This window comes from Acinetobacter sp. UBA5934 (assembly GCF_002430855.1).
Taxonomy (GTDB): Bacteria; Pseudomonadota; Gammaproteobacteria; order Pseudomonadales; family Moraxellaceae; genus Acinetobacter.
Map to the genome: position 1 here is coordinate 8,829 of NZ_DJDC01000085.1, position 11,955 is coordinate 20,783.

The window sequence follows — 11,955 nt, forward strand, 5'->3', positions numbered from 1 at the left end:
CAGGAAGCGCAAGAAAAATATCAATTATTAAATAGCTTGATTCATCCTGATGTCGGTCTAGGTTTATTGTCCGGTCTGGCGGGTCATATTGATCTTTCAAAATTTGATCTGGATGCACCATTTCCAAAACTGGAAGATGCCGACATCAACTTCTCTAGCCGTCAGCAAATGATGATTGAGATTGCCCAAAAGCATCATTTCACTATTCGCCAACTGTATGAATATATTGCCTCGGCACGCGGTCACTGGACATTGATTGGTACAGCTGAACAGGTGGTCGATCAGCTGCAAAACTGGTTTGAAAATGAAGCGGCGGATGGCTTCAATGTATTGCCACCTTCGACTCCGACGGGTTTGGATGACTTTGTTGAATTTATTGTGCCTGAATTACAACGTCGTGGCCTGTTCCGTACTGAATATGAAGGAAGCACTTTGCGGGAAAACTTAGGTTTAAAACGTCCAGAAAACCAGTATGTACTAGAACGACAACAAGCACAGGCATCTTAATTCAAGAACAATTTAAAATGCCCTTCGGGGCATTTTTTTTATGCCGTTTTAAAATGACATCGCTTTTAATCTTTCTAAAAAGACGATAACCACCAGATCTATGCTTTCTTGAGTCTTGCTCATTTTTTATATAAGTACTGCATTTTTTCTACTGTCTACTTTTAATCAAAGCTGCCCTTTTTTCTGCTGATTATTAAACATATAAAAATCATATCTATTTTATATTATTGTTTTAATTATATTTTTTAATTGGCATATATATTGAAATATGCACTGTTGAGAAAAATACCAATCATAGGATAGAACAATGTCTAAACGTCAAATTAAACTCGGTGCCTTTATTCCCGCGACCGCTCAACATGCTGCGGGCTGGCGTCATCCTGAATCTCGCCCTCAAGACCACTTGAATCTTGATTACATCATCGAACTCGCAAAAACCGCAGAAAAGGGTTTATTTGATGCTTACTTTTTAGCAGATGGCTTATCCGTTCGTTGGGGTTCGGCAATTGAAGGTGAATTGGGTCTAGGGGATAAAGGCGTCGGCTTTGAACCGGTGACCCTGTTTGCTGCGCTGTCTGCAGTGACCAAAAATCTGGGCTTTATTGCCACGGCATCAACCACCTATGAAGATCCCTACATTTTGGCACGTAAGTTTGCCTCACTGGATCATATTTCCAAAGGTCGTGCAGCATGGAATGTAGTGACCACCGCATCCCCCGATACCGCGCGTAACTTCGGCTTAGAACAACATCCTGATCCTAAAACACGTTATGAACGCGCGGATGAATTTATTGAAGTGACGCAAAAACTTTGGGATTCCTGGGAAGATGATGCTTTTATTTATAACAAGGAAAGTGGTCAATTTTTCCATGCCGATAAAATTCACGAGCCTCAACATAATGGCAAATATTTCAGTGTACAGGGCGCACTCAATGTTTCTCGTCCAGTCCAGGGTTATCCAGTGATTGTCCAAGCCGGTCAGTCTGAAGATGGTCGTGAACTGGCAGGTAAATATGCCGAAGTCATTTTCACCGCGCAACAGAACCTAACCGATGCACAAGAATTTTACCGCGATGTAAAAAGCCGTTTATTGAAATATGGCCGTCATCCGGACGATCTGAAAATCATGCCGGGCGTGTCTATTTTTGTCGCGAAAACTGAACAGGAAGCGCAAGAAAAATATGAATTATTGAACAACTTAATTCATCCAAAAGTCGGTTTAAGTTTACTGTCAGGTTTATCTGGCGGGATTAATTTAGAAAAATATGACCTGGATGCCCCTTTCCCGAAACTTGAAGATGCCGATATTAATTTCTCCAGCCGTCAGCAAATGATGATTGATATTGCACGTAAACACAATTTCAGCATTCGTCAGCTGTATGAATATATTGCATCAGCACGTGGTCACTGGACGCTGATTGGTACAGCTGAACAAGTGGTCGATCAGCTGCAAAACTGGTTTGAAAATGAAGCGGCGGATGGTTTTAATATCCTGCCACCGACCACCCCTGCCGGTCTGAATGACTTTGTTGAATTTATTGTGCCTGAACTGCAGCGTCGTGGCTTGTTCCGTACCGAATATGAAGGCAAAACTTTACGTGAAAACTTAGGTTTGAAGCGTCCAGAAAACCAGTATGTTTTGGCAAGTAAGCAAGTGAAAGCGTCTTAATTTAAAACCAGTTGAATATCCCTTCTTGGTGAGTAATGCTAGTGTCAATTAAGGAGTTTAGAAATAAACTTCTTAATTATGATCAGTGAACAACGGTATTTTCCATTTTAAATTAAATGCTTGTAAGCTATATGCTACTTTTGTTTCGGCAAAAGTAGCCAAAACCATTTGTCATCCACAAAACTCGTTCACTACCGCTCATTTTTTTAATTTATCGCAGAAACAATTATTTTCTAATCTGGTCCTGCCTCAGACAGTTGTGGATGACGTTTCCGCGTATCCCATATCATCATGAATTAAAATAATAGAAATCAGTCAATTTCTTATCTGCTCTCCATTATCTTTAGTGAGGGATTTTTTTATGTCGGGCTGTTTTAAGCAGACATAAAAAAAACCCACTTTACGCAGGCTTTTGGATAGCAAATACAACCCAATTACCAAGCAAATTGATAATCGGAAAACTTCGCTGGTTGTTTGTTATTGTGTAATTGGTCTTTTAAAGGATCGCTAAAATCGAGCAAAATATCATTTTTAATATTGTGCAAACGCACATCTTCACGTTTACGTGGATGCGCAACGGGCACATCCACAATGCGTTTAATTCGGCCCGGATGTGGCTGCATCACCACCACGCGATCACCTAGAAATACCGCTTCTTCAACATCATGGGTCACAATCACCATAGTAATTTTTTCTGCCTGCCAAATCCGCTGTAATTCGTCTTGCAGGTTCTGACGGGTTAAGGCATCCAGTGCGCCAAAAGGCTCATCCAGAAATAAAATTTCCGGACGGTTCACCAGACTGCGGGCAATCGCCACACGCTGGTTCATGCCGCCTGAAAGCTGCGATGGATAGGCATTGGCAAAACTGGTCAGATTAACCAGTTGCAGATGTTCATCAATCAGCTTGTCTTCTTCAGCCCGTGTCAGCTTACTTTGATGCAGTGCAATACGCACATTTTCACGCACGCTTAACCAGGGAAAAAGACGGTGGTCTTGAAACACGATCCCGCGTTGTAAACTAGTGCCAAAAATCTTTTTTCCATCCACCTGGATCTGGCCTTGATAGCTATTTTCCAGTCCAACCAATAAGCGTAATAGGGTGGATTTACCACAGCCACTGCTGCCGACAATACTGATAAATTCTCCCGGTTGGATGTCTAAATTAATATCGTCCAGTACGGTAAGCTCGTCATTATTTTGCGTTGGATAGGTTTTGCTCAGTTGCTGAACAGATATATGGCCAGTCTGTTGCTGTGTCATCTCTCAATTCTCCTGTAAAGCTTGAGGTTATGGCGAATTACAGCTTCGCCAAGGACACTTCCGTCGATTTGATCAATACCACCACTTCAGAACCCACTTTAAGATCGAGGTCTTTGACTGAACGGGTACTAATAATTGAAGTGAACAGACCTGCTTTGGTTTCCACATTGATCTCTGAAACAACGTCACCTTCTAATACTTCTTGAATAACGCCTTTAAATTGATTGCGTACGTTAACAGCTGTGATTGTCATTATAATTACTCTGTGTTTATGATTTACTTAATATAAAATATTTTTAGCTGATCATTTATCTCGATTTAATATTTAGTTATGCATGCTTTATTTATCTATTTAACAGATATATTTATCAAAAAGTATTTATGCAGCAAAACAGATAATTAAATATCGTTTTATTATTTATTTTTCGATATTAAATATTTCATGATGAGTTCAATTTTTATAATGAAGCAAATCATATGTCTATATTAACGCATCCTAGCGTCAGTCAGACGGTTCGCTACGAACGCGCCCGAGCGACCGTCTTTGAAGATCCTCTATCAAAGGCGTTACTGGAGCGCATTGAACAAATTGCGCCAAGCGATGCCAATGCCTTGATTATTGGCGAAACCGGTACGGGTAAGGAATTGGTGGCCAGACAAATTCACGCCTTGAGTCACCGTGCCAAAGGCCCTTTTATTGCGGTCAATTGCGGCGCCTTAACCGAATCTTTGGCAGAAAGCGAGTTATTCGGACACGAAAAAGGTGCCTTTACCGGTGCAATCAATCAGCGCATTGGCTGGTTTGAAGCGGCGCATAATGGCACATTGTTCTTAGATGAAATTGGTGATTTATCGCTACCGATGCAGGTAAAATTACTGCGGATTTTACAAGAACGCGAGATTGTCCGGGTCGGCTCGCTCAAGCCGATTCGGATTAATGTACGGATTATTGCCGCGACCAATGTTGACCTGGAAAAAGCAGTGCTGGAAGGTAAATTTCGTGAGGATTTATTTTACCGCTTATATGTGGCTTTACTGCGTATTCCAAGGCTTTCAGAGCGCCGAGATGATATTTCACCCCTGGCAAAGTTCTTTGTGGAGCGCTACCAAACCGACCCGCATGCCACCCCTTTACGCATCTCGCCTTTGGCACTTAAAAAGTTACATCAGCACCGCTGGCCCGGCAATATTCGTGAACTGGAAAATACCATTCACCATGCAGTTTTGGTCAGTCAAAATGGGGTGATTGAACCGGACGATATCCGCTTTTCCAACCTATTACATAGCCGTAGCAAAGGACAAAATCCAAGTACACAGCAAAACGATTTAGATATAACTGCATTGCCGGAAATTTTAGCCAATGCCGATGCGGAAAAATTATTGCAATCCACCTTTCAGCATTTATTTCAAGCTTCGCAGCAATTGCCGCAACTCAATATCAATGAGTTGATTGAAGAGCAATTTATTCGCAGTGCCTATACTTACTGCGAATACAATCAGGTGCATACCGCAAGGTTATTGGGTGTGACACGAAATGTGATTCGTACGCGTTTAATGAAATATGCATTATTATAATTGAATGTATTTTTTAAAAAAAATCAGACACTATATTAAAAAATACATAATTTATTTTAGAGTTTTATTTTAATTCAAACTAAAAAAATTAATATTTTATTTATTTTAAAACTCAAATATTTATTATTTTAGCAAATATAAAAAAGCAGTGAATTAACACTGCTTTTTTGCATTTTAATTCTGAGGTATTAATATTATTCAGATGGATTATGTTTCCAGGCAGTAAAGTATTTTTCCAGCCCAATCAAAATGTAGTTAAAAGATAAGCCCACTAAAGTAATCACCAGAATTCCGACAAACATTTGTGGAATTTCAAAACTAAATTGTGAATACATAATCAGATAACCCAGACCAGCTTTGGCGCCAAACATCTCCACCGCCACGAGCGCCAGGATCGAGATCGCTCCAGCCAAGCGGATGCCGACAAAAATGGTCGGGACAGAAGCGGGTAAAATCACTTTACGGAACAGTTGATACGGTTTTAAACCCATGGTGCGCGCCGATTTAATCAATAGTGGATCAACAGTTTGTACACCGGTAATGGTATTTAACAGAATCGGCCAGGTGCATGCGTAAACCAGCAAGCTGATTTTAGAAGCTTCACCAATCCCTAAAAATAAAATGAATAACGGCATTAATGCCAGCGCAGTGGTATTACGAAACAGTTCCAATAATGGGTTTAAGGTTTCTGCCACCAGCTTGTACCAACCGATCACCAGCCCCAGTGGAATGGCAATCGCTAAGGACAGAGCAAAACCAACAATCGAGCGTTGAATACTGGCGCTAAAATGCGTTCCCAGTTGTCCACTTTGGTACAGCTGCCAGGCTGTTTCCAACACGGTGGATAACGGCGGTAAAAATGCCGGGCTGACCACACCTGCTCGAGGTAAGGTTTCCCATAATAATAAAAACAGCACAATCGCAATGGTGCGTTTAAAAATGGTATTCAGCCACGTGAGTTGTAGTTGCGGTTTAGACGGGCTATAGGTGGGGCTATGCGGAATCGCCTGTTGAGTCGATGACATGATGAATATTCCTCTCATTTATTTATGCGTGAGCAAGCTGTTTATCTTTTTCGAGTGCTTGCGCCTTAATCACTTCTTCACTTAAAAGCGACCAGATTTGATGACGAATTTTGCCGTATTCGGCGGTGGAGCGAATGTCCTCATCTTTGGCTTTCAGGCTGGCGGGAATGTCGATGACTTCCTTGATGCGTCCCGGTCTAGAGGTCATAATCGCCACGCGCTGACTAAGGAAAATCGCTTCATCAATACTATGCGTGATGAACACAATGGTTTTTTTCGAGCTTTGCCAAATTTTAATCAGTTCTTCTTGCAGGGTTTCACGGGTTTGTGCATCCAGTGCGGCAAAAGGTTCATCCATGAGTAAAATTTCAGGTTCATAGGCGAGACTGCGTGCAATCGCGACACGCTGTTTCATGCCGCCTGACAGTTCATTCGGATAATGCTTTTCAAAACCTGACAGTCCAACCAATTGCAAATAATATTGGGCTTTTTCACGGCGAGTTTTTTTATCTACACCTTTGGCTTCCAAACCAAATTCAATATTTTCTAAAGCGGTCAGCCAGGGATACAGTGCATATTGCTGAAACACAATACCGCGATCCAAACCGGGCTGAGTAATTTGCTTGCCGCTAAGTAAAATCTGTCCCGAAGAAGGTTTGGTCAGTCCGGCAATCAGGTCAAGTAAAGTTGATTTACCGCAACCACTCGGTCCAACAATGGAAACAAATTCACCGTGTTGGATATCTAAAGTGACATTTTCAACCGCCACGAATTCAGATTTGTAATTTTTGCTATTGGGATGATTTTGTGCAGGAAAAACCTTACGCACATGATCTAAATTTAAGGCACTGGTCATTGTTGTATTCCTTTTTAATCTTAATTTTTTTGCGCTGCATAAGGATTAAATTCATTGCTGTACAGCGTGCTGACATTGAGCTGATGCGGTTTTAATTTCTGCTCTTGTACCAAAGCCTTGATCCAAGGCGCGAAGTCCTGATCTTTTTGTACCCCACCCACTGCATGTACACCGGTTCCGGTGTAATAGGGAATCAGGACTTTGGTTTCGTTGCGCTGACGTTTATCAATAATATTTTCCATACGTGCCACGATTTGTTCTTTTGGCGTGTTATGTAGCCACTCTTGTGCACGTGCGACACCGCTGACAAAGATTTTTGCAGCATCAGGATGTTGCTGAATGAAATCACGGCGCATCGCATAACTGCCCGCGGTAAATGGACCATATAGCTCAATATCTTTAAAGATCGGGCGTACGCCGCCAGTCTTTAACGCACGTTTTTCTAGAATCCCTGAGAATACGGCAATATCAATTTGACCATTTCGCAATGCTTGTTCGGTACTCACCGGCGGCAAGACAATCAGCTCCACCTCACGAATTTCTTTTTCAGTTAGGCCATGACGTAATAAGTAATCTTTCACGATAAATTCGTAATGTGCGCCAAAGGCATTCACCGCGACTTTTTTACCAATAAAATCGCGTGCGTTTCGAATCGGGCTATTTTCCAGCACATGGAAACCCACATTCATTTCCGTATCGCTACCATAAGAAGCCACAACCGGCACGACATCCAGTCCAGCTGCAATCACTTTGACCACGGCGCCATTAAAGGCGGAGGCAAAATCCACATCGCCTGAAACCAGAGTCAATAAGTCTTGTGGGCCACCCTGTACCGTACCCACGTAATCCAGTTTGATTTTTCCCAGATAACCCAAGTCTTGTGCCAACTCAGGCAAAGACACCAGACCAGGATAACTTTGGTAGCGTAAATGCGTGACTGCTGCGGCAGGATTTTTTTCCAGTTGTTGTCTGCTACAGCCTGCAATCAAACTGGTTGCGATCACTGCACCGAGCAGCGCTTTTTGCCAAAATTCAGGAAGTATTTTCATTGTTATTTCTCCTAGCTACACTGCTGCCAGCGCAATACTTTTCGTTCTATCCGCGCAAGGATGCTGTTTAAAATCACCCCGACCATGCCAATGCTCAGCATGCCTAAAATAATCAGCGACACATTAAATTGCTCACGACCACGGATGACTAAATTCCCCAGTCCAACGCCATAATTGGCCAGTAAAAATTCTGAACCCACGGTTGCCAGCCAGGCGAAAATCAAGCCCAGTTGCAGACCGACAAAAATCTGTGGACTAGCTGCCGGTAAAATCAGCTTGCGGTAGGTATACAGTTTGGGAAATTGATAGACTCTTGCGACTTCACTGTATTTCGCACTGATGCTGCTCACCCCTTCAAGGCTGTGCAGGGCCACAGGATAAAATACCGAAAGACTAATAAATAATATTTTGGCACCGTTGCCATAACCTAAAAAGGTTGAAATTAACGGTAACCAGGCAAACAGCGAGACCTGACGCAATACGTTAAAGCCCGGTGCAAATAGCCAGTTGATCCAGCGCGTAGTCCCTAAAGCTACGCCAAAGGCAACACCGAGCGTTGCGCCAATGGCATAGCCGACAAAATTGCGGCTTAAACTTGCCACAAAACCTTGCCAGAATTCAGGTTGGCTAAAGCTCTGAATTGCACCGCTTAACACGGTCAATGGCGATGGAATCAGTTTCGGATCGAGCCACTGTAAAGCTGAAGCGACTGCCCAGAGTGCAATAAATGCGAGGGGTAAAATCAAGGCTTGCAGCACTCTGATACTTTTTTCCAGACGTGGATTTCTCCAGGTTACTGATTTTTCAAAACTAAGTTCTGACATGATTAGCCTCCCACGCGTGTTGCGTAAAAACGAGCAAGGCGTTCAAAGGCAGCCAACACGCTGTCCAAAACAAAGCCCGTGATGCCAATTAAAATGATGCCCATGAAAATAATATCCATCTGCATCAATTGACGTCCCCACACCATCAGGAAGCCGATGCCTTCACTGCTTGCCAGCAGCTCGACAAACACCAAAGCCAACCACGCTTGCATTACGCCTTGACGTAAACCGCTGATAATCGCAGGCAGGCTTGCCGGTAAAATCACTTTAGAAAAGGTTTGAAGTTTGGAAAATTTATAAACCTGCGCCACTTCTAGTAAACGGCTTGGTACTTGTTGGATCCCTTTAAATGTCGCAATCAAGACTGGAGAAATGACTGCAAGTGAGATCGCTACAATCTTTAAGGCTTCATCAATGCCCAAGAAAATCATCAGCAATGGAATCCAGCCAATGATCGGGAATTGGGTCAGTAAATTGATACTCGGCAAGACAAAACGCTGTGCGCGTTGAGACAAAGCAAACCAGATTCCCAAACTTAAGCCTACGCTCACCCCTAAAGCCACGCTCCAGAAAATACGTTTGGCACTAGTGGCAAAGTGAAATTGCAAATCACCCGACTGCCACAGTTCAACGCTGGTGCTCAACACCAATTGCGGTGCAGGCAAAATCTGTTCCGGCAACCACTGCTGCACGGTTGCCACATACCAGACAGCCAATAACAACACCGGTAGCAGCAGACCACAAGCCAATTGCAAGGTTACTTTCAGGTATTTCTTAAAAAATTCAAATGCACTTCGGTAACTTTGCCACTGTACCGAATGTGTGCTTACATTCGTAAGGCTCATGATTGTTGTCCTTCTGCGAGTTGTTGTGAATCATCAGGTTTTAAAAATGAGATAAATGCCTGATCACGAGAGATCAATAAAATCAGTCCGATAAACGCCAGACCAATCGGGAAAAATAGATTTTGCAAGCCGATACTGGCGCCAAATGCTGCGCCTAAAAAGCCACCAAACAAGCCACCAGCCGGACCGACTAAAGCCAAAATCGGCGAAATTTTTGTCATTGCGGTTTGCTCACCGACTTTGGCAAAAGACATTAAATTGGCAATGTGCAACATGCCCAAACCGAGTCCCAGCATCAGTGATGCCGGCCACATCCAGAATGTGATCGGCGTGATGGCCAAAATCAGTAAGGCACTGCTGATCAGACTCAACCCGATCCAGTAAAATTTCGAATAGCCAATCAGTTCAGCCAAGCCACCCAGTGTGAAAAGTGAGCCGACAAACACAATGCCTTGGGTGGTAAGCAACATCACTGCGACCGATTCCGACATGGAGAAACTTTGAATCGCGATCACTACAATAAAAAATCCAAAATAGTTATTTGCGATACTGCTTAAAAACTCTAAAGCACAGACCACACGTAAAGCTGCATGGGTTTTCAGTAAGGCCAGTGGAGCCAGCACATCACGCCATTGAAAGCGTGGTGCATTGGCCGCAGTTTGATGAATCTGCTGAAAGCAAAAAGGGGCAAAAAATAGTGTGGCCAGGAACATCACAGCGACACAGTAAAAACTGCCGCCATAACCAAAATACTGAATCAGCAATACCGTTAAAGCCGGCGCAATCAGGAAAAAACCCATCATGTGCGAACCACGGAACCAGCCTGCTTTGGCTGGCCCAAGGCGTTTTAGATTGCTCAGGAAAACCGTATTAATCGAGACAAAGCGCATCGGTAAAACAAAGCTCACCAAGGCTGTCAGCGCCAGTAGATACCAGGCACTTTCCTGCAGTGGCGTGAGTGCATATAAAGCTGCACCCATCACACTGCCAAGACTAAAAACTTTCAGTGAACCGAGACGCTGCACCAAAACCCCAATCGGCAGCGCCATAAACAAGATGCCGATGCTTTGCGCTGCCGCAATCAGTCCCAACTGAAGCTCAGTCGCCTCAAGTTGCACGGCGTACAATGAAATCAGAATACGGGCAACGCCCACCCCTAACCCGGCAATAATCGTCAGCAGTACAAAACTACTCATGAACTTTGCGGTTAACGGTGTAGTGACCACATTGCTTTCAATTGGATTCATAACCACGTTCCTGAATTATTTTGGCTGGCCATTGGCATTAAATGCACGCCAATAGTTCTGCAAATTCAGTTCTTTTAAAGCATTATTTAAATACTTCGGTTCATACCAGGTTTTGGTATCCACATCGCGGCGGATGAGTTTTGCGTCTTTAGCAATTTTTAATGCGCTGTCGATTTGCGAACGATGGAATTCATCCAGTAAGGGGCTGTTACGGTCTTTGAGGTTCCAGCCATCCCAGGTTTTTTGGTAATCGACCAATGGAATACCACTTTGTGACCAGAGCTTATATTGGGTGACTCGGTTGGCTTCTTCTGAACTCCACTGTGCTTGTTTAATAAATGTCGTAACAACACGTTGTGTGATTTCTGGATATTGTTTTTCAAAACTTTCAGTCACCCAAAAATGCGCCACGGCTGCAACTTTTGGATCCTTAATTTCAATGAGGGTTTTTGCGACTCCACGTGAAACCAAACTAAATGGTGAAGTAATCGTGGCATCAATATCACCTGTTGCTAGAGATGTACGCGCAGAATAACTATCTTGCGAAATCACGCGTAGATCACGTTCGGTAAAACCATATTTTGCCAATACACGGTTAAATACGATTTGACCATTGGTGCCTTTAAAGATGGAGAATTTTTTGCCTTTTAAATCAGCAAAAGATTTTGCACTAGAACCGGCTGGTACGGCCACATACACGGGACCAAAATGTCCAGTAGAGAACAATATTTTAGTTTTCAGTCCTGTAGAGCGCCCAACTAATGATGGTAAGTCCCCATGTAAAGCAAAGTCGACTTTGCCATTGGCTAAGGCTTCATTGGTGGCAGGGCCTGCACCCGGGAAGAATAACCACTTCACAGCAATGCCATCTTTCTTAAATTCCTGTTCCAATACACCACGTAAATGGGCTGAAGCAGCAAAGCTCCCACCCACTTTAGGTTTACCCCCCTCACCTGCACTTGACATAGAAATACGAATTTCTTTCAGGTTGGCTGCATGCAGCTGCAAACTAAGTCCCAATGCCGATAAGGCCAAGAATGTTGTGGCAATTTTTTTAGAGAAAAACTTCATATTTAACAGTCCTGTATAAATTAAA

Annotated in this window: 11 protein-coding genes and 1 pseudogene; 3 read left to right on the top strand and 9 right to left on the bottom strand. The window is 43.2% G+C overall.

Translation table 11 applies throughout. The features are described 5' to 3' along the window. Positions 1–507: pseudogene (locus B2Y23_RS06050) on the top strand (nitrilotriacetate monooxygenase); the annotation flags it as partial. A 307-nt stretch (positions 508–814) separates the two neighbouring features. Continuing rightward, positions 815–2,176: an LLM class flavin-dependent oxidoreductase gene (locus B2Y23_RS06055; RefSeq protein ID WP_291369623.1), complete on the top strand. Its 1,362-nt coding sequence runs from the start codon at positions 815–817 to the stop codon at positions 2,174–2,176. A gap of 434 nt (positions 2,177–2,610) precedes the next feature. Here B2Y23_RS06055 and B2Y23_RS06060 read toward each other — a convergent pair whose 3' ends face one another. Beyond that, positions 2,611–3,438: an ABC transporter ATP-binding protein gene (locus B2Y23_RS06060; protein ID WP_291369625.1), complete on the bottom strand. Its 828-nt coding sequence runs from the start codon at positions 3,436–3,438 to the stop codon at positions 2,611–2,613. Positions 3,439–3,475: 37 nt separating this feature from the next. After that, positions 3,476–3,691 carry a TOBE domain-containing protein gene (locus B2Y23_RS06065; protein ID WP_086193917.1) on the bottom strand — a complete coding sequence of 72 codons (216 nt, stop codon included), beginning with the start codon at positions 3,689–3,691 and terminating at the stop codon, positions 3,476–3,478. A 224-nt stretch (positions 3,692–3,915) separates the two neighbouring features. Here B2Y23_RS06065 and B2Y23_RS06070 point away from each other — a divergent pair, with 224 nt between their 5' ends. Beyond that, positions 3,916–5,013, top strand: coding sequence for a sigma-54 interaction domain-containing protein (locus B2Y23_RS06070; protein ID WP_291356493.1), 1,098 nt, complete (start codon positions 3,916–3,918; stop codon positions 5,011–5,013). Positions 5,014–5,207: 194 nt separating this feature from the next. On the opposite strand, the gene B2Y23_RS06075 is transcribed toward B2Y23_RS06070, so the two are convergent. Genes B2Y23_RS06075 through B2Y23_RS06105 form a run of 7 tightly spaced genes read right to left on the bottom strand, consistent with a single transcriptional unit; the run spans position 5,208 to position 11,930 of the window. Beyond that, positions 5,208–6,038 carry an ABC transporter permease gene (locus B2Y23_RS06075; RefSeq protein WP_291369627.1) on the bottom strand — a complete coding sequence of 277 codons (831 nt, stop codon included), beginning with the start codon at positions 6,036–6,038 and terminating at the stop codon, positions 5,208–5,210. 22 nt (positions 6,039–6,060) lie between these two features. Continuing rightward, a complete protein-coding gene (locus B2Y23_RS06080) occupies positions 6,061–6,894 on the bottom strand; it encodes an ABC transporter ATP-binding protein (protein ID WP_291369629.1) in 834 nt (277 codons plus the stop codon). Positions 6,895–6,914: 20 nt separating this feature from the next. After that, the gene (locus B2Y23_RS06085) at positions 6,915–7,943 is read right to left on the bottom strand and encodes an ABC transporter substrate-binding protein (protein ID WP_291369631.1); all 1,029 of its coding nucleotides are present in this window, start codon (positions 7,941–7,943) and stop codon (positions 6,915–6,917) included. A gap of 11 nt (positions 7,944–7,954) precedes the next feature. After that, positions 7,955–8,767 carry an ABC transporter permease gene (locus B2Y23_RS06090; RefSeq protein WP_291369633.1) on the bottom strand — a complete coding sequence of 271 codons (813 nt, stop codon included), beginning with the start codon at positions 8,765–8,767 and terminating at the stop codon, positions 7,955–7,957. 2 nt (positions 8,768–8,769) lie between these two features. Then, on the bottom strand, positions 8,770–9,615 hold the full coding sequence (locus B2Y23_RS06095) for an ABC transporter permease (protein ID WP_409449778.1): 846 nt from the start codon (positions 9,613–9,615) through the stop codon (positions 8,770–8,772). Continuing rightward, positions 9,609–10,859 (bottom strand): MFS transporter, encoded by a 1,251-nt coding sequence (locus tag B2Y23_RS06100; protein ID WP_291369637.1) that lies wholly within the window; start codon positions 10,857–10,859, stop codon positions 9,609–9,611. Before B2Y23_RS06100 ends, B2Y23_RS06095 begins: the two co-directional genes overlap by 7 nt. Before the next feature lie 15 nt (positions 10,860–10,874). Next, positions 10,875–11,930, bottom strand: coding sequence for an ABC transporter substrate-binding protein (locus tag B2Y23_RS06105; RefSeq protein WP_291369639.1), 1,056 nt, complete (start codon positions 11,928–11,930; stop codon positions 10,875–10,877). Between the last annotated feature and the right edge of the window lie 25 nt (positions 11,931–11,955).